This window comes from Vibrio neonatus (assembly GCF_024346975.1).
Classification (GTDB): Bacteria; Pseudomonadota; Gammaproteobacteria; order Enterobacterales; family Vibrionaceae; genus Vibrio; species Vibrio neonatus.
This window is the reverse complement of record NZ_AP024886.1, coordinates 380,048-399,682: the sequence shown is the minus strand read 5'-3', so window position 1 is coordinate 399,682 and position 19,635 is coordinate 380,048. Positions and strand designations below refer to the sequence as shown.

16 protein-coding genes are annotated in these 19,635 nt (G+C 39.9%); 5 read left to right on the top strand and 11 right to left on the bottom strand.

What is annotated here, in order from left to right; all coding sequences use genetic code 11:
- Positions 1 to 332: 332 nt before the first annotated feature.
- Together OCU38_RS14335 and OCU38_RS14330 are read left to right on the top strand one after the other, a co-directional pair.
- Positions 333 to 1,520, top strand: a complete 1,188-nt coding sequence (locus OCU38_RS14335; RefSeq protein ID WP_261824879.1) for an MFS transporter — start codon at positions 333 to 335, stop codon at positions 1,518 to 1,520.
- A 334-nt stretch (positions 1,521 to 1,854) separates the two neighbouring features.
- Entirely contained in the window at positions 1,855 to 2,379 is a 525-nt protein-coding gene (locus tag OCU38_RS14330) for a CueP family metal-binding protein (RefSeq protein ID WP_261824878.1), read from the top strand.
- A 164-nt stretch (positions 2,380 to 2,543) separates the two neighbouring features.
- Here the strand turns inward: OCU38_RS14330 and OCU38_RS14325 are convergent, their stop codons facing one another.
- The 4 genes from OCU38_RS14325 to OCU38_RS14310 all read right to left on the bottom strand — a co-directional run bounded on the left by OCU38_RS14325 (position 2,544) and on the right by OCU38_RS14310 (position 8,226).
- The gene (locus OCU38_RS14325; protein ID WP_261824877.1) at positions 2,544 to 3,116 is read right to left on the bottom strand and encodes a TetR/AcrR family transcriptional regulator; all 573 of its coding nucleotides are present in this window, start codon (positions 3,114 to 3,116) and stop codon (positions 2,544 to 2,546) included.
- A 234-nt stretch (positions 3,117 to 3,350) separates the two neighbouring features.
- A complete protein-coding gene (locus OCU38_RS14320) occupies positions 3,351 to 4,304 on the bottom strand; it encodes an FAD:protein FMN transferase (protein WP_261824876.1) in 954 nt (317 codons plus the stop codon).
- A 100-nt stretch (positions 4,305 to 4,404) separates the two neighbouring features.
- Positions 4,405 to 7,419 carry an NADH-dependent flavin oxidoreductase gene (locus OCU38_RS14315; RefSeq protein WP_261824875.1) on the bottom strand — a complete coding sequence of 1,005 codons (3,015 nt, stop codon included), beginning with the start codon at positions 7,417 to 7,419 and terminating at the stop codon, positions 4,405 to 4,407.
- Positions 7,420 to 7,626: 207 nt separating this feature from the next.
- On the bottom strand, positions 7,627 to 8,226 hold the full coding sequence (locus tag OCU38_RS14310; protein ID WP_261824874.1) for a nitrilase-related carbon-nitrogen hydrolase: 600 nt from the start codon (positions 8,224 to 8,226) through the stop codon (positions 7,627 to 7,629).
- Between the two features lie 63 nt (positions 8,227 to 8,289).
- On the opposite strand from OCU38_RS14310, the gene OCU38_RS14305 reads away from it, so the two are divergent.
- A complete protein-coding gene (locus OCU38_RS14305) occupies positions 8,290 to 9,405 on the top strand; it encodes an ISAs1 family transposase (RefSeq protein ID WP_261824559.1) in 1,116 nt (371 codons plus the stop codon).
- An 11-nt stretch (positions 9,406 to 9,416) separates the two neighbouring features.
- Here OCU38_RS14305 and OCU38_RS14300 read toward each other — a convergent pair whose 3' ends face one another.
- Genes OCU38_RS14300 through OCU38_RS14290 form a run of 3 tightly spaced genes read right to left on the bottom strand, consistent with a single transcriptional unit; the run spans position 9,417 to position 12,031 of the window.
- Positions 9,417 to 9,899, bottom strand: a complete 483-nt coding sequence (locus tag OCU38_RS14300; RefSeq protein WP_261824873.1) for a nitrilase-related carbon-nitrogen hydrolase — start codon at positions 9,897 to 9,899, stop codon at positions 9,417 to 9,419.
- A 10-nt stretch (positions 9,900 to 9,909) separates the two neighbouring features.
- A complete protein-coding gene (locus tag OCU38_RS14295; protein ID WP_261824872.1) occupies positions 9,910 to 11,073 on the bottom strand; it encodes an MFS transporter in 1,164 nt (387 codons plus the stop codon).
- Between the two features lie 13 nt (positions 11,074 to 11,086).
- The gene (locus OCU38_RS14290; RefSeq protein WP_261824871.1) at positions 11,087 to 12,031 is read right to left on the bottom strand and encodes a hypothetical protein; all 945 of its coding nucleotides are present in this window, start codon (positions 12,029 to 12,031) and stop codon (positions 11,087 to 11,089) included.
- A 63-nt stretch (positions 12,032 to 12,094) separates the two neighbouring features.
- On the opposite strand from OCU38_RS14290, the gene OCU38_RS14285 reads away from it, so the two are divergent.
- On the top strand, positions 12,095 to 13,210 hold the full coding sequence (locus OCU38_RS14285) for an ISAs1 family transposase (protein ID WP_261824559.1): 1,116 nt from the start codon (positions 12,095 to 12,097) through the stop codon (positions 13,208 to 13,210).
- Positions 13,211 to 13,221: 11 nt separating this feature from the next.
- Here the strand turns inward: OCU38_RS14285 and OCU38_RS14280 are convergent, their stop codons facing one another.
- On the bottom strand, positions 13,222 to 13,908 hold the full coding sequence (locus tag OCU38_RS14280; RefSeq protein ID WP_261824870.1) for a hypothetical protein: 687 nt from the start codon (positions 13,906 to 13,908) through the stop codon (positions 13,222 to 13,224).
- Positions 13,909 to 13,916: 8 nt separating this feature from the next.
- Positions 13,917 to 15,089: a hypothetical protein gene (locus OCU38_RS14275; RefSeq protein ID WP_261824869.1), complete on the bottom strand. Its 1,173-nt coding sequence runs from the start codon at positions 15,087 to 15,089 to the stop codon at positions 13,917 to 13,919.
- 949 nt (positions 15,090 to 16,038) lie between these two features.
- Between OCU38_RS14275 and OCU38_RS14270 the strand changes: the two genes are divergently transcribed.
- A complete protein-coding gene (locus tag OCU38_RS14270; RefSeq protein ID WP_261824868.1) occupies positions 16,039 to 16,746 on the top strand; it encodes an SGNH/GDSL hydrolase family protein in 708 nt (235 codons plus the stop codon).
- Between the two features lie 256 nt (positions 16,747 to 17,002).
- Here the strand turns inward: OCU38_RS14270 and OCU38_RS14265 are convergent, their stop codons facing one another.
- Positions 17,003 to 18,502 (bottom strand): YiiX/YebB-like N1pC/P60 family cysteine hydrolase, encoded by a 1,500-nt coding sequence (locus OCU38_RS14265; RefSeq protein WP_261824867.1) that lies wholly within the window; start codon positions 18,500 to 18,502, stop codon positions 17,003 to 17,005.
- Complete coding sequence (locus OCU38_RS14260) at positions 18,499 to 19,593, bottom strand: hypothetical protein (protein WP_261824866.1); 1,095 nt, start codon at positions 19,591 to 19,593, stop codon at positions 18,499 to 18,501. Before OCU38_RS14260 ends, OCU38_RS14265 begins: the two co-directional genes overlap by 4 nt.
- Between the last annotated feature and the right edge of the window lie 42 nt (positions 19,594 to 19,635).

Below are 19,635 nucleotides of genomic sequence, written 5' to 3'. Positions count from 1 at the left end.
CTGTTGGTTTTATTGTCCATAAATATCCCCCCCTAAAATGCCTAAACTGTGCCTAGACTATGCCGACTTTTGAGCAAATCAAACCACCTCACAAAAATGCAACATAGCCTTTCCTTGTGTTTGAGGATTGGATTGCTAATATGGCGCACAAAATCACCAATTGTGATTTTCATCACGGATTAACCACTTTGAGTAAAAAGAACCACTCTTTTTAAATTAAAGCGTCATATCTCGTCTGACTCAACCATTTATAGACACCTTGCCTTATGATACGAAGCTTTTTTCAGCGTAAGTTTTATGTTCTCACCTCACTTTATACTTTTACGGTATTCGTGAGTAACGACTCTTTTTTACCCGCAATCCCTGATATTGCTCATTATTTTGGTTTTGCTGATGGTGACTATGGCACAGTCCAATTAGGTGTGTCGGCCTTTTTGTGGCTCACTATGGCCTTTCAGCTTATCGCAGGCCCCCTCTCAGATAGGTTTGGTCGCCGCCCTACTTTGCTGCTCGGTGCATTACTGTTTATTGTTGCCAATTCTATGGTCACCTTTGCCCCAAGCGTGGGATGGTTTCTATTCTGGCGCGCAGTGACTGGGCTTTCCATTTGCGCCATTTTTGCGGCAGGCTTTGCTGCTATCAACGAATACTATACCAATGTTGATGCCATCAAGGCGCTCGGGCTGTCTGCCACTATTGTGATATTTGCACCTATGGTTGGCCCCGTTATCGGCCTAGCATTAATGAAAATCGGTGGATGGAAATTCACTTTCTGGGCGAATTCTTTGTTTATGGTGTTTATTTTTGCTCTATTACACAGGTATATGCCGGAAACACGCAAACTTGCAGAAAACGGCAGTACGCCCTCTTTACGTCAAAATATCTGGGCAATTTTTAAAATGAGCCGTGAGCGTGACTTTTTACTGATCTCTATCAGTTCAGCTTTTAGTGGCGCGGCTTTTTTGGTGTGGATTACAGCAGGCGTATCCATGTTGTGCTCAAACCTTGGGTTGTCTGAGGCAGAGTTTGTACTGTACAACGTACCTGTCATGTTGAGCCTAATGCTAGGCAACTTTCTCTCTGCATATATCACTAAGGACATCACTAAAACCGTGTATCGCATGATGTTTTGCTCATCTTCGCTGATCCCACTGTTTGTTTTCTTAGGATATATACAAGTTCATAGTCAGCTTTCCTCCGAAGTCACTATATTTACCCATTTAAGTGCGCCAATATTATTTATTGTGCCAATGGCGTTATTTAGCTTTTTCCGCGGAATACTCAACCCACCTTTAACACAGTTTATTTTAAACAAACAAAGTACAAATAAAGGCTCGGCTTCTTCTTTTATGTCTTTTATTGGGATCATAGGCTCAATTACCGGAGCTACCGTTGCCGCTAGCTTATCGGGCGCTGGCAATAACGCTTACTACTACACTATCTCGACCTTTATTTTGTTTGCGCTGTTCTTCTTTTTGTTGGCTGAGCGCAGTGCGAAAAGAAACTTAGTTGTAGCTTAAATGAAAAGATGCTTTAGGCTCCTAGTTGGAGCCTAATAAAATCACATATCGTGTCTAACCAAAAACAAACGCCAATGCGAATATAATGACAAAAAGTACCGTGATTAGTTTAAGCAATAACTTAGGATCATCACTTCCACCATTTGGGGCCTTGTTACAGCAACTCATATATCTCTACCATTTTATATCTAGCCAGTATTCGTGAGTTTAAAACCTTTGTGCTAGACCAAGGTCAAGATTATTATTTCTCAAATTACCCCTTGACCTAGGTGCAAGGCATAGCTTTTAAGCTTCTATTTATTTGGCATACACACGAATAATCTGGAGTTTTAAAATGAGAATCATCAGTTACCTTTCAAGCACAGCGATTTTGCTCGTAAGTTTTAGTTCGATGGCAAGTCAAGGCAGTGACTTTGAGAAACTCACACCGCAACAAGCCTTAGTCCAAGCAAATAAATGGTATGGCAGCCATGATGCCTCTGTACAGGTATTTCCAACATACATGTCTGCGAAATTTGCCGATGGCAGTCAAGCAACACTGCCAATTAAGGATAAGCACTTAATTTCGATTGCTCCATTTATAACTCACAATCATCCGTGCGATTTTCATGTTCCAACCGGCTGTACTGGTGAATTAAAAGGAGTAAATGTAGGAGTGACCGTATATGACAAAACTACTAATAAGCAGTTGATATACAAAATGTTGAAAACCAATCCGAACGGCTTTATAGATCTTTGGTTGCCAAAGGATAGGGAGAATTTAAAAGTGGAAATAACCTACGCTGGGAAAAAAGCGACTAAAATACTTTCTACCGGTAAAACCGACTTAACTTGTATTACCGACATGAAGCTCATCTAAATTTGTTATAAGCTCGCAGGCTGCGGCATGCTTCTCTGATTGCTTATATTATTGGATGATGTATTTGAATAATTAAAAATCATCATTCTTCGTTCGTTATCAGAGAAGTAACCATAATAGACTTGTTTTATATATTTGCTACATAAATAGTCTTTAAAAATACGCTATTTTTTTATTGAATTAACAATAGTCATAAATAGAGTGTGGACTTCATTGTCATCAATTTTTGGAGCATTTCCTTTAGACACATTGACCGCAAGATTGACTACCACACCCAAAGTCATAATATTTAAGTACTCTGTCGGCATGTTAATCGTATTGCCTTGTGCCTTCTCTTGGTTCAATCGATTGAGCCATAAACTCAGTTCATCAATGCCAACATCGTTGTCCATTTCATGAAAATATTCTTTAATTAACTGACCTGCGATAACGGTGGATTTGTATCCAATACATAAATCCCAAGTAGATTTTGCAATTTTATACCAACATTCATCGAATGAATCTTCTTCATTCCAGCTTTTGAACAACTCACGTTCAATTCTAAAATTTAAGTACTCTCTTATATTAATTAATAAATCATCTTTATCACTAAATCGATTATAAAACGTACTTTTACCAATATCTGACTTTGAGCAAATACCTCTTACATTACATGCTTGGATACCATGTGTGGCAATTTCATCAATTGCTGTTTGTATCAATTTTTGCTTAATAAAGTCATTTTTAAAAAACGTCACGATACACCTAAACTGTCAAATAATTATTTACCGATTATACATAAAAACCACATCATGGCCTAAATCAATTGAAGTAAATTAGACTGACACCTGTAGTTTTTAGAACAAAAAATCTTAATTTCAACCAAAACAATAACCCTGAATATCATTATTATTTTATATTTATACTTTACACACACCAACAACCCTTTCTTGTAACAAACCGGTAAAATAATTAATGAAAAGCTTGCTACCTCAACGCAACATTATATGTTGACCATCATCTATTAACCCTTTGCTCACATTAATATCCCCTTTTTGTGAAATAATAACAGCTTCAATACCTGCTTGTGAACTCAGTTGATTAAAATGTTCTAATGACTGTTTGGTTGAAGATAAAAAGCCTGCGGTACTCCATATCTCACCATCAATTGACCGCTCAGAGATAATGGTAACACTCGCGATATCGGTTGAGATCGGTCTTCCTGTATTCGGGTCAAGTAGGTGGTGATATCGCTTACCATTCAATTGAAAAAATCGCTCATTTATCCCAGAAGTCACCATAGAACGGTCTTTCAAAGGCACGACCCGACATATCTCACCTCGCTGCAATAAAGGATTTTGTATCCCAATATTCCAAGATTGGTTTGCATTTTTTGGAGCCCCCCCAATAGACAATACATTGCCACCAAGATTAATGATTCCTTGCGTTACACCAGCATTAACCAGATAACGTTTAATCTCATCAGCAAAGTACCCTTTTGCTATCGCACCAAGATCAATTCTCATACCCACTTGTGATAGAAATACTGACTGGTTTTGCTCATTTAAAATGATATTTTTAGGATTGACTAACTCTAATGCTCGGGTGATTTCGTTGTCTGTTGGCAACTTTGCATCCTTAAAACCAATACGCCACATTTTCACTAATGGGCCTACGGCAATGTTAAAAGGATTGCTCATGTCTAGACTCACTTGAGTCGCTTTTTTTATAAGGTAAAAGAGATCAGGCTGCACCGTAACTGGCTTAATACCAGCAAACTGATTAACTTTCATTAATTCAGAATCATCTTGGTTCACAGTAAAACGCTGGGCATACTGATTAAGCTGTAAAAATACTTCTTTAATAAGATGCTCACCCTTTTCATGATGAACAATTAGGTCGATAAAAGTCCCCATTAATTCAAAACGTGTGGAATAACAAGCCATGATTAGTCGACCTTTTTATACAAACACCAATCGTACTAAATAAGTGATTGGTATAAAAATAGAGAGAAAGGCAATTTCTCTCTATTCATTAAACGTTAATTTATGCCATTTCTACAGCACTGTTAGCCGCAATTCGTCCATAGGTAAAGATGTCAATAAGAGCATTTCCCCCTAAGCGATTACCCGCATGAATCCCACCGGTAATCTCGCCTGCCGCATACAACCCTGGAATAACAGCCCCTTCGCTATTGATAACACGTGCCTTAGTATCAATTTCCAATCCGCCCATTGTATGATGCACAGAAGGTTTACGAGGCGTCGCATAGAAAGGTCCTTTCTCTACTTTCAGACCCAGAGCACCTTTATTAAATTCAATATCATGCCCTTGCTCTACATAAGAGTTATATTTTTCAATAGTCTTGATAAAATTCTCACGTGGAACATTGATCTTATCGGCCAGTTCGCTAAGCGTATCGGCCTTGATGATAATGCCTTCTTTTATCTCTCTTTCTATATTTTCGTCTGACGTGTTTGCGGCAGTTTTTCGAATCTCATCATCGGCAATCATATAAATCAAGCCACCATTATTAAAGAATGATTCCGAAAGTACGTCGCGACTCTCACACTCATCAACAAAACGCTGACCTTGCTGATTTACAAAGACAAAGTTTTCCGGCGGAACAATAAGCCCTGTCAGTAGTGCACCAGAGTTTGGATCACCGATTGGCATCAACTGCACAAATCCCATACCCACCAAATTAGCGCCAACTTTTTCACCAATCTTGATGCCATCACCCACAAGTGCTGGGGAGTTAGTTGTCTTGATGTCATCGGCAATTTCATTCCAATAAGTGTTGTATTGCTTCAGCATTTTGGTGTTTGCGCCAAAGCCGCCGGAAGCGAGTACCACACCATGATTGACTCTAAGTACTAGCTTAGTGCCATCTGATTGTTGCGCTTCGATGCCAACTACTTTCCCGTGCTCAACAATCAATTCAGTAGCACGAGTGTCCGTCATTATGCGTCCGCCCTGTGCTTTGATACGTTTTTGCAGTTTATCGACAAACTCCACGCCTTTTGGACGCTTAGGTTTATGAGCTCGGCGCCACAGTGCGCCCACAGGGATTTCCACCACACTTCGGTCAAAATCAATCCCCTTCTCACTCAACCAATCAATAGACTCCATCGCTCTATTGGTCAGAGTTTTCACTAAGTCATAACGTCCATAAATGGTGTTGCCATTTAGGTCCGTACGCTTACCACCTAGGTAGGTTTGCACAAGGTGTAATTCGACTGAATCAAACAAGTAATGTTTGCCGTTGTCTACATCTTTAAAGTACTCACTAAGCTGAGCTTTCAGCGTTTTAAAATCCTCTAGATATTCAGTCACAAATTCTGATTCTGGGGTTTTCGCAATCGCTTTTAAATAGTCAACTTCACCCGGTAGATCGCTAAAATCATTTTGCCAAATAGGCTCTGCTGCATTAACCCAGCCTCCGGTGCGTACCGTGTTACCACCAATGACAGGGAATTTTTCAAGTAAAATAACTGACTTGCCTTGATCGAGAGCGGTTAAGGTTGCGCTTAAACCAGCACCCCCACCACCAACAACCACAAGATCAACGGTTTCTTCAATGACTTCTGTTGATTGCTCAACAGCAACTCTTTCCTTGTACAGCAGTGCTTCTGAGTTTCCGTTGGCTAAATCAACCGCATTCGTTACGCCATCAATAACAGCCTGACTACTCACAGTAGCGCCAGAAATGACATCCACGTTGAGCGTTTGACCTTCAATAATCTGCTTAGGAATACGCTCAAAGGCAGGGTTTGCAATACCGTCGGATTCCTTTGAAGAATCTACGATAATATTTAAGATCTGATCTTCAGAGAAAGTCACTGTTACAGGCAGCTGCCCATTATGACCGTAGCCAAAAGCGGTATACTCACCAGGCTCAAAAGTAATCTCAACATTTTGCAGCTCTTGAATGCGTTGTTGTTTCGCGGCTTCGGCAGCTTTATCGACGATCATGTATTCCATGATGTCCCACAACGGCGTTGGTAGTTTTAGTTCTTGCTGCTGAGCAAAATCCACTAATTCTTCACACTGCTCACCATTAAGAGCTTTAGATGCCCATACTGGATCAGCTAAATAGCCTTTCCCTACACTAACAATGTCATAGCCGCTTTCAATTGCCTGTTCTGCGTCCGATTTCTGTTTAATACCACCAACGCCAATAAGCGGAATCTTGGCTACGTTTTCACTTTTAAGTTGGTGATACTTATTAATTAATGGTTCTTTATCATCAGGGTTAACGATTGAACTGCGCTGCCAGCTGCCCATAGAGAAATGGAAATAATCCAATCCACAACTCGCTAGCTTATCCAAAAGATACATATTGTCTTCGAAGCGAATGCCCGGTTCTTCTATTTCTTCTGGGGAGAAACGATAACCAATAATAAAATCAGGTTTCTCACGAGAGGCTACAACCTGCTTTGCGATTTCAAGAATAGCGAGAGGGAATGCGGTTCGCTTATCGATATCACCGCCCCACTTGTCATTTCTTCTATTTGAATGCGGGGAAAAGAATTGTTGAATAAGGAATGTGTTTGCTCCATGAATTTCAACACCATCAAAACCTGCCACTAGCGCACGATTCACAGCATCACCAAAATGAGTGACCATATCTTCGATCTGTTGCTCAGTCATCTCTATTGGAGTTTCGGCATTATCACGTAGCGCTGCTACCGCACTTGCTGAAATTGGAGTATGTCCACCATTAAATTCACCATTTGCCATACGACCAGCATGGTAAATCTGTAGAATAGCTTTCGAACCTTTCTCTTTGATTGCATTCGCTAATCTTGAAAGGCCTTCTATTTTATTATCGGCATCAATACCTAATGCGCCAGGAAATGCACGTCCGTAGTTCTCAACAAAAGCACTTTCAACAATCACTGCTGCAGCATCACCGGATCGCGCAGCATAATAGTCAATCATTTCTTGCGTAACGCCACCATCAAAGTAAGCACTTTGAATCGTCATTGGTGCCATAACAATACGGTTTTTTAGAGAAGCATTGGATTGAAATACAACTTCATCAATCAATTTACTCATGATTTATCCTTCTAAAAATTGAATCTAATATTGAATAAATCTGAATACTATTGAGCACACAGATATATTTAATATTAAATTAATATCTAATCGAAAAAGACGACTATTAAACGGTTATGTTATTAATAAAATGCTTGAATGTTTAATTTATTCAATAATCATTCATCCCTTTATAATAAAGAGATGAATGATTTTATTTACCGATAATTAATAAATACTGTCTACGCCATTACCTGTGACTTTTTTCCCGTCAACATATAAGGTGTAGTCACCTTTGAGGCGATATGAATCAGTGATTGAATGAAGAGCAAGTGAACCCTCAATTTGATCTGTATCGACTACAGCAGTCACTAAACGAGTCTCAAATGGTTTAGTAATATCAAGAACCTTACCATGTGGATCGACGGCAGCACCGCCTCCTAGACCTGCGGCTGGAGCTTGAGGTGGCATGAATTTTTTCCATGCTGCCATCAAGTCTTTATCGGACTTAGCGAGGGAATCCCAGTTGAACATTATGCTACTAGAGAGCACGTATGAATGGACGTTACGACCTATGTAGCGCATTTCAACTGTGTATAGACCACCAAATTTTTCATTGTAGAAATCACCAGTTGGCAAGAACACAACGTCAGGCGCATTTAACGCTAGCTGAGATACAGTTAATGGGTTTCTTGCTTCCCAACACTGCACAGCACTCACCTGTATGCCTTGCATAGTGACATTTTTGATTGTAGAAGCTTCACCTTCACTCCAATATTGACGCTCTGTGTGTGATCCAGGGTGAGATCGTGAACGATTTTTAGCCACTCAGAACGATCGATTTGACGATCACATTTAGCTGTGATCATATACTCTCTTTTTTGGGAGATAGTGATGCACGACGCCTTTACAAAGCACTTCAGCACGTTGAAAGACCCAAGGCAATCAGCAAAGGTGAGTTACCCACTTTTTGATGTCCTATTCTTAACTGTTTGCGCCGTTATCACTGGTGCAGAAGGCTGGGAAGATATAGAGGACTTTGGTCGTGCTCATCTCGGATGGTTACAAGATAAAGGGCTATTTAAAGAAGGTTTGCCTGTGCATGATACGATAGCTCGTGTGATTTCACGCCTCGATGCTAAGCAGTTTCAAGAGTGCTTCACGCGCTGGGTTAACAGTCTTTGTGAAGCGACTGAAGGTCGGTTTATAGCCATTGATGGTAAAGCTCTAAGAAGCTCATATGACCGAAGCTCAAGGCAATCAACTATACATATGGTGAGTGCGTTTTGTGCTCAGAATAAACTGGTACTCGGTCAGGTAAAAACCGACGTAAAGTCAAATGAAATCACGGCGATACCAGAGCTACTTAAGCTATTAGATATAAAGGGTTGCCTCATTTCCATAGATGCAATTGCCTGCCAGAAGAGTATCGCAGAAGCGATAGTTAAAGACGGCGGTGACTATTTGCTCGCTGTAAAAGGCAATCAAGAAAAGCTTTTTGAGGCCGTAAAGTCAGAGCTAAAGAGCGCTGATGGTGAGGTGGTCAAGTCCAAAACCGAGACGAAACATGGTCGGGTAGAGGTGCGAGAATATCGAGTTTTACCTGCGCCAAAATCCAAGCCATTTTGTGATTGGCCTAGCATCAACTGCATCGGTGAAGCTATGAGTTTTAGGTACGATAAGTCGGGCAAGAAATGTTCTTTGGAGTACAGATACTACATCAGTTCTAGAGCATTGAGTGCGCAGGATTTTGCGATTGGTGTTAGAGAGCATTGGGGAATAGAAAATAGTCTTCACTGGGTACTAGACACAGCATTTAGTGAGGATGCTTGTCAGATCTACCGTGACAATGCTGCCGAAGTACTTGCTGCTATTCGCCATATGGCAATTAATATGCTGCGGAATGAGACCACAAGAAAAGCGAGTATTCGAAGAAAGACTAAAATGGCTGCGATGGAAATCGAGTATCTGGAACAAATTTTAGTTGGTAATTTGAGCACTGATTAAAAGTCGAACACTCATGCTCTCACCCTGGTGTGTGATCCAGAAGTCTTGCGGTGAACGTTTACCACCTTACCATGTTCATCTATGAATATAATGGCGTTATAAACGGTGTTACGATTGCCATCTTCTCCACGTAAATTAGCGCCAAGAATTACACCCATATTATATTTTTTTGCGGCTGCACTAATTTTCTTCACTTCAGGTCCATTCAAATAAATTGAACCTTCAATAAATGCTGCTTTGTGTTTTTCTCCGGCAGCTATATCTATTGTTTTTTCGACATAGTTCCAAAGAGGGTAACCACCAATATAGGCTTCTGGGGTACTTAAAATTTTAATACCGTCATTATGTGCCTTTTTCATCCATTGAACTAAATCACTGGTAGATTGTTTTGGGTTTAAATAGTGGCTAGGAGCAGAAAGCGCGGCAACTTTAACCTGAGCCGCAAACGCATTCATAGATAAAAGCATACAGCTAGCAATAATTAATTTTTTCATTACTAATTCCTTATGATCTTATATTTTTAATACAGTAAAACAATGCTATTAACGCTGAAATAACGCCAAAGACAACAAATACACCGCCGTAGCCTAAGATAGGTATAATCGGCGCAGCTAATAATCCAGCACAGAAATTCCCACCAAATACCGTAGAAATTAATATACCCATAGCGGTTCCCATAACGACTGGATTCACAGTTGACATTAGACGTACGGCCGAATTAGGCATTAGTAAACCTACGCCCAAGCCTGAAATAATACAGCCTATGAAAAATGTAATAATGTTTGGTGCCATACCCATTAATACATAGCCAATGAAAATCAGACCAAAACAAATCATATAAATATAATCAAAAGATTTGTTTGCTTTTAACTTGCCGTAGAAAAAAGCCGATAACGCTGACAACGCCGTCACTAGGTTGATTGCAATGCCAGTTTTACTTGTTGATGCGCCAAATTTACTGATCGCAAATGGGGTATAAACCATTGCTGCATAATATACAGCCATGCCTAGACCTAATGTGATTAGAATTGATAGAACATCTTTCGTTAGTACTTTTTCTTTTGGTTTTTCCTGAGTGGCTTTTGCTGGGCCTTTGTTGTCTCTTTCTGGTTCATTTAAAAATAGGTAAGTTAGAACTAAGAATATGATCGCGACAAAATACATTAAAAACGTATTTTTAAAGTCAGACGCCGCGACGAATGTTCCTAGTTGGATAACTACAACTGCAGACAATGATGCAAATGTACCTTGATAACCAGAAAATTGAGCCCGACCTTGAGGATCATCACTAAAATAATCTGCAACCAATGTACTAATTGCGGTCATATTTAAAGCAGTAAAAATACCAAATGCAAACCTCAATCCAAGTAAATAATAAATATTATCTACCATGATATAACCAGAGGCGCCCAATATTGCGTACCCTAATAGCCCTAGTCTCATAAAGACCAGTCGTCCATATTTATCAAGCAACTTGCCAATAAAAGGAGCAAAGATCATCATGGCTAAATTAGGTAAAAGCATTGCGTAAGGGGCAAGTTGCTCACTCCCTGTATGTTTGGCTATGTCCGGTAAGATAGGCGCAATCATTGCGCCACTTGCTACCGTACATACGCCACACAATAACAGTGTGAATCGCTTGCCTACGCTAACGTTATTATTTTCCATACAAGCTTCCTAATTACTTAAAGTCGTCAATATTTGATGACGTTACAATTGACGCTTGGAAAGCCTTCATCATTTTAGAAGCCGAACCACCTGACACGATAAATTTGATTGAATTTTTCGGAAATGCTGGGACTAAATCATCTCCAGTACTTTCATCATCAAAGTAACGTAAGTAATCTTTTGGATAACCTTGCAGTTCATCTTTACCTGCGCCAAATTCAAGCTGTGGCTTGGTAAAAATTAAATGCCATTCTTCCCAAAACTTTTTAAGAGGAATACACGAAGTTTGTTGAAAATGTTCTCCGGCCTTTTCAAGGCTGCCATATTTTGCAATTAATTCTTCGGCACGTTTTGGTGACGTAATCACCGTCAACCCAGTTTGATAATCAAAGCGCTTAGCAATATCCATCATTCGTTCAAATGGCATATTCATAAAATTACCAATTTGAGAACAAAAGCCCATCGCAAGACTGACGGTATCGCTACCTGTATTTTCAATGTAATCTGGATTTTCGACGATTGCTGGCGCACCTAGCGACTGTGAACCAATAACCCCGAAACAGTTTTCACCCTGCATCCAACCACCTAGGGCAATTTGGAATAGTCGTAAAAAACGTCCAAAAGGCGCGTTATAGGCGTTTGGAACACCAGAGATCGCATGCTCTTTATAGTTAAAGCCGTAAAAATCTGGCGATGAAGTACGCACGATAGGTAAGAAACCAAACGAGTTAGTCGAAATTACACAGGCATGCAGTGGCGCTTTACCATAAGCATTCACCAGCGCTAATGCGTAAGGTAAATGTCTAGGGGTTAAGCCTGCCATAACAGCAACGGTTGCGACTTGCAGCACATTCACAATCGATTTGTTAGGGTATGCATTTTCAGAGACAACGGTTTCTCGGTTAAGACTTGTACCGGTTAGCATCTCAGGGTGAGATCGTGAACGATTTTTAGCCACTCAGAACGATCGATTTGACGATCACATTTAGCTGTGATCATATACTCTCTTTTTTGGGAGATAGTGATGCACGACGCCTTTACAAAGCACTTCAGCACGTTGAAAGACCCAAGGCAATCAGCAAAGGTGAGTTACCCACTTTTTGATGTCCTATTCTTAACTGTTTGCGCCGTTATCACTGGTGCAGAAGGCTGGGAAGATATAGAGGACTTTGGTCGTGCTCATCTCGGATGGTTACAAGATAAAGGGCTATTTAAAGAAGGTTTGCCTGTGCATGATACGATAGCTCGTGTGATTTCACGCCTCGATGCTAAGCAGTTTCAAGAGTGCTTCACGCGCTGGGTTAACAGTCTTTGTGAAGCGACTGAAGGTCGGTTTATAGCCATTGATGGTAAAGCTCTAAGAAGCTCATATGACCGAAGCTCAAGGCAATCAACTATACATATGGTGAGTGCGTTTTGTGCTCAGAATAAACTGGTACTCGGTCAGGTAAAAACCGACGTAAAGTCAAATGAAATCACGGCGATACCAGAGCTACTTAAGCTATTAGATATAAAGGGTTGCCTCATTTCCATAGATGCAATTGCCTGCCAGAAGAGTATCGCAGAAGCGATAGTTAAAGACGGCGGTGACTATTTGCTCGCTGTAAAAGGCAATCAAGAAAAGCTTTTTGAGGCCGTAAAGTCAGAGCTAAAGAGCGCTGATGGTGAGGTGGTCAAGTCCAAAACCGAGACGAAACATGGTCGGGTAGAGGTGCGAGAATATCGAGTTTTACCTGCGCCAAAATCCAAGCCATTTTGTGATTGGCCTAGCATCAACTGCATCGGTGAAGCTATGAGTTTTAGGTACGATAAGTCGGGCAAGAAATGTTCTTTGGAGTACAGATACTACATCAGTTCTAGAGCATTGAGTGCGCAGGATTTTGCGATTGGTGTTAGAGAGCATTGGGGAATAGAAAATAGTCTTCACTGGGTACTAGACACAGCATTTAGTGAGGATGCTTGTCAGATCTACCGTGACAATGCTGCCGAAGTACTTGCTGCTATTCGCCATATGGCAATTAATATGCTGCGGAATGAGACCACAAGAAAAGCGAGTATTCGAAGAAAGACTAAAATGGCTGCGATGGAAATCGAGTATCTGGAACAAATTTTAGTTGGTAATTTGAGCACTGATTAAAAGTCGAACACTCATGCTCTCACCCTGGTTAGCATCTGCTCTACATTTTCGATAGTAGGAATAATGACAGGCGAGCAATCTGTTTTGTGGTTATCAACTAACCATTTGTACGGGTCGTTATCTACTTCAATAATTTCAGGCTCTTTAGGGAAAGAAAATTCGCCAGATTCCATTTCTGTGCTGCTTAATTGCTGCTGTAGAGCTTCTAAAATACTTTGAAAAGCTATTGAAATAGCATCTGATGATAAAGAGTCGCCAGGATAATCGGTGTAGACACAACGCGTTTTTGTACCATTTTCATAATTTGCATGAATACAGTCGTTTTTAAACGTATTGTAAGTAACAACTACTGTTGGAGTCTGTTCTTCAGAGTCGATCAAACCACCATACACTGTTGCAAATTTTGAGGTTGAACATGATGAAGCGCCGAAATAAATCACAGCATCATGCTTACCAATATTTTTACGCTCTTCTACATCATTCTGATCGAATGCTTTTCTTTTATAAATTTGAGTAACTGTTGCTCCAGCGCTTTTAAACATCTCAGCTAAAATATCTGAGAATTGACCATCGTATAGAGATCCGTCTTGCCAAGAGTAATAAAATACAATTGACTTATCTTGCACTGTTGCTAAACGTTGACTTAATGGTTTTAAGCCAATGTTTTTCTTTGTGCCTGTTGGATTAAAAAATTTCATATATAGCCTCAAATATTATAGAAATGAGTAAATCGAATACCGAATACATTGTTTGAGTCTTTACCACCAATACCACCATCTTTATTTAATAGTGCATCACCTGATGTTTCGTAATGATCATAAGTCAGTGCAAATGATGTAACTGGAGTAAAGTTGTAATTTAGGACAGCTTCTGTAATAAACGTATAATCGCCTTTTTTAGATTCTGACCCCATTGAATCCATTGCTACGCGGGTAGCGGATTGAGAACCAAGTAATGACCAATTGCCAAATTTATACTTAGAACCAAATAGAACATTAAAGTTTTCAAGTTGAGCGTCACCTTTACTCATACCTACACGGCTAAATAAAGCGACATCATCGCTAACCCAATCACTAGCCGTTAAAATAGCGGCATCAACTGATGGATTATTTGCAGTAACATCTTTATCCATATGTTTATAGCTATCGATATGGTTCAGTGTTATTTGAAAGTGTTTTTTCGCTGCGTAATAGTCGGCTTCAACGACATAAGATAAATCGCCATTTTCAATGTTTTTACCTGCATCAACGGTTTCACGATCGCCAAATGCATCACCGACTATCCCTGTAACACTCCAATTTGAGTTTTCAAATTGATGTTTTCCTACTACAGCAAGCGACGGGAACGGTGGCGCAACCACTCGTGTTGCAGCATTCGCATAATCAACACCGTTGGTTAGATCACCTGCAAAAACAGGGTCGCCTAAATAATAGAGAGAAGTATCAATCTTACCAATTATCAATGAGTTACCTTCATTGTTATAACTTAGGTTTAACTCATAAACACCTGATAAATAATCGACTGTTTTAGCTGATCCAGGAAAATTATTAGATTCGAACGTATTAACACCATAGCTAAATGGATTAGTTAAACTGTACGCGTCCCCCACGCTCCTTAGATCGAGATAATCTATAGATGCAGTCCAATGATTAATCGTGTAATTCGCAATGAAAGCATTTTGTACACGCCCTGCACTGTCTGCAATAACAGGATTAAACTTTACATTTCCATTTTCAAAAGAAGGTGCTTCAAACCCTCTTAACATTTTATTATTTGCTTTTTGGAAAGTTAGATTACTAATAACCATCCCATGAAAGCCTTCACCCGCATGGACATTCATGGCAAATAACGCAGATAAAACAACAATATACTTTTTCACATCATTCCCCTTAAGATATATAAAAAACTTATTGGACAGAGTAGTCCTAATGATTTTTTGCATCATTAAATAACTTATCTGTTTTTAACATACCTTGAGAAGGACACCACTGTCCATATAGTAAGTGTGACTTGGATCTTAATAAAGATCTTTTATTGTTTAATTATTTATACTTTTGATTTTGATCAAAAAATACCCACGAGCATATCAAAAATGAAATCTAATCTTTATTTAATATAATCATTCATAAGGAAGTTTATTATTTTTAAGCAATTTTTATGTTTATTTGACGTGATTATTAATATCAATCATATGCCAAGTACAGTATTACTATTTATTAATACTGAATATATAAATGGATTAAAAATCATTAGAAAACATATTCTTATATTTCTAGAAGTGCCCAACAAAACTTATGTCACATTTTTAAATCTGTTTTGGAATATTACTAATTAAAGTATTAACTCTATTAATCGAGCGCAATCGTTTCTTATAATTAGTTAAGTGGTTCTTTTCTAACTCATTACTATTAAACAAGTTTTCTTAATTTCTGATCGGCATTTAGTAATGCTAAACAACACGCTATGACCGCATTACACCTAGAAAGATAGAGAAACAACAAAGACTTGACCGCTTTTAAACTATCGACTGACCCAACATAGTGCTGAGATCTCTTTAACAAGCACTACTTTGGTCTCGCGTAGCAATTCTTATCTGAATTCGGACCAAAGTAATTCGTTAAGAGTAGTCAATTAAGAAAAGCACCTCATCTAAGCAGATACTTGTCGATGAGGCGGGTTTTGAATGTAATGAACGAATGCGCGAGCCATAGCAATAGCCCTACATAGGCCCACTGTTATCTAATGGTACATGTATCATTTTATGACACTTCCGCATCGATAGTTTGCCCAGTAAAGTGGCCTCACAATACGAAAGCAGGTGACTATCTATGAATAACGCAATTAATGAAACCAACGCACAATATTTTCCTAACCGCATAGTTTTGCTCGGTGATTCTATCTTTGATAATTCGCCTTATGTTGAACAGGGTGAATCTGTTACAGAGCAATTAAAGGCAATAATTGCATCCAAAGAGACTCATCAACTTGACGATGCAAACAAAACAAAAGTGAGCCTACTGGCAGTTGATGGACACGTAATGTCTAACGTAGAAGGTCAAATAGCACGAGCACAATCCAAATTCCCTGTTAATAAGGAATATGCGTTTCTCTCCTGTGGTGGCAATGATTTACTGGGTTACAACGCATCCGGTTTACTGAGTATTGCCTCTAACAATATTGGGGAGGCACTCTCTTCCTTACACGACGTGCGAGAGCATTTTCGTCAGCAATATAAGCACATGCTCAGTGTCACCCTGAAAACATTCCCAGAGCTTACTGTTTGTACCATCTACGATAATATTCCAACCTTATCAATCGCTGAGAAAACGGCATTGGCAATATTTAATGAAGTGATTTTAAGAGAAGCGGCCGAACACCAATTACAAGTACTCGACCTAAGAGTGATTTGTGCTCATATCGATGACTACGCACCAATTTCGCCGATTGAACCATCAAAATACGGCGCAAACAAAATTGCCCACGCAATATTTAAACAATACACAAATAACACCAAAGGGCCTGTTATCTGTGCATAACAAAACCATGGTTGAAATGCCGTAATTGCTTTATTAGCTAACCAATATAGACTGAGCCTGTGCTTTATACGCTATGCAATACAAAGGCATGCTAGGTGCCACAACAGCCATTTACTCATTATGATTACTCTACAATCGCGGGGCTGGCTGATTTGGTTTATTCCGTTTGTAAGAAGTGAAAGAATTCGAACGCTAAATAGCCTTGTGCTCTCATCGACTTGAACAAGCCGATGAGACACACTTTACGTTATATAGATCATGCTTGTTCGCGGCTTAACTGCCTAATTTTCTCTACATCAACACCTTCTTCTTTGCCATTCAAATACAATATCGAAGGCTCTAGATCTTCGTTTTGCAGTGCCTCTGTCACTATGTTATCTGGGCTAATGGTGTAGCGCCCTATGACCCTTTCGTGTGGCCAGTCTATGTCGTCGTAGGCAATATAAACCAGTTGCGAGCACACTATTTTATCGGTTGTTTCTATGTCGTAGTTAAAGTCGTATTCCTTACCAATTTGTCGCAAGGTGGTGATGATGGTTGTTCTGCGCAGTTCATCACTTCGGTGTGTGGGAGTAATCACCAGTAGGTCATCAATGTTCATGAAGTGTTGTAGGGAGTTGAGTGCGACTCCTGAGCGCAGGGCTTCGGCGACTAACTTTCCTTGTTTAATTTCTTGGTGATATTGACTCACAACAGGGTGATCCCAGATGCCTAAGTCTTTGATGTCTTGTTCAGTGCCAATCCAGATGGCGGCATGTCCCCAATAGCCAGGAATCATTTTGTCAGTTAAGCGAAACGGTGTTTTCTCTAGCAGAATGTCGCCGGCTTTGAGTTGGCTTTTAATGGATTGTTCCACTGGTTCGTTTTGGTATAGATAGCCTTTTCTAGATTCAAATAATCCAGTCACATTGCCGAAGAATTGACTTAATCCATTCACTGCAGCACTGTTTGTGGAGTTTACCCCATCACGAATGCTGTTACGGCGCTGCTGAGAGCGTTGGCTTATAAGTTCTTCGGGAGTGTAGCGTGGCAATGCCTTAAAGGATGGGCTCTGCACTATTGAAAGGTATAAATACTCAATATCTTTATCCGTGATTTGCGGGCGATAAGCTTCAATATTGAGGTTAAAATAGTTAATTTGCTCGCGAATACGTTGAATATTGGATAGATCTAAGGCGTAGGCCGCATAGGCTTCAAGTGCGTTTTCTTGTTTGCCGTAGCCTTTGTCTTCTCGGTTAAAAGCACGGCGGATTTCTACGTCATTGTTGGTAATGTTGGCGGCGCTAAAGTAAGCATCATATAAAGCTAAAATAGAGGCTAATTCCAGACTAAAAGCGGTAAAGGTGAACTGATTATTTTCCTTAAAAGTGACTTGATACCAACATTCATTCGCCGCGACCAATGATTCTAACACTTCAGACTGCTGGCTTTCTTTGGCAATAATGTCATTGATTTGATTTGTTAGTTTCGATGGAATCGGCTTCTCGTCACCGCTTTCATAATACGCATTAATACTTGCCAACAGTGATTGCCTTTCGGTCAATAGCTGTTCGTTTACGCCTTTATACTTTAGTAAGTCGTTTTTTAGCCAAGATTGCGAGTCATAATATAAAGTTGGCTCATCTTGCCACTGCGTTAATCGCGTGACGCATAGGGCTCTATCTTCACTTACCCCCGCTTTTAAATCGTAGCGAGAAGAGGAACACCCCATCAGAACAAGCAGGGATATAACAAACACTATTAATTGACGGCTCATGAGCACAACTCCTGCAGGCTAAAACCTTGCTGTTGTGGCACCTTCGCCTCGCCAATAAAGTAATTAAACTCCTCCATCGTCAGAGAGAGTGTTTTAAGGTGCGCTTTTAAACTTGAGTCGTTTTCATAGGATGCTTGATGGGCGTAATGTTGAGCTAAAGTCAGCAAATAGGTTGAGAAGCTGCTATTGAGAGTCTCTTGATCAAAGGGTGGATAGTCACTTTCCCATTGCAAATAAGATTGGCGCTGCTGTTTTACCCACAATTGTTGGCGATTAGCGCAAACACCTTCGTGTAACTGCATGTTCTGTTTTACTTTTTTAGCGCGGCTGTCACTGTATGTAGATAAATAAAATGATTCATCCCAATTGGGGTTTACGTATTTTCGCATATCAACAGGACGACTAAGATACCAGCCACCAGCATTCTCAATGTGTTGTAGTCGACACAAATCACGTGCCATTTCAAAGCCTTGGTAGTTGGCTTCTAAATCCGCGTAAGAGTACACGCCGACCACTTTGATGCCGAGCAAGCCTCCTTCCATTTTGGTTGCCCAAATAATCGATTTTGCTTGTGAAAACTCTTGGCTATCTTTCTGTATAGCCTTTAAATAACGCGCATAATATTCATATCCAGAGCCTAAAAAATGGCTGATTTTATCCGTACCAAAATAGACACCTGCGACATTCACCACATGATCTAAATCTGTTTTAACGCCAGCGGTGCGCATTACCGGTGAATAGATACTGTGCTCTGCATATTCGTCTAACGATGTATTATCGTCTGGTTGGCGGTCAATTAACTCACTTTGCTGCGCCCATAGTTCCATATCGGTATTGAGCGCTCCTCGGTGCTTTAAGGGATAACGTGTTGCGCCAAGGTCTTTCATGACCACTAGAGCAACCTGCTCACAAGTGAGTGATTGCTGTTTATTGCTCAGTTGTTGCAAGCTACTTTCAATATGTTGATTAAGGTAGTCATTAAACACTGCCTCACTGCTTTTTATTGTTTTCCCCCACGCGTAATAGTTGTCTACTTCGCCTGCCATGATGCTGGTAGGAAAAAGTAGCAATACGCTCATAGTTTTATACATTGATAAATCCATTTAAAATATTTCATCCCTGCTTTAAATAAA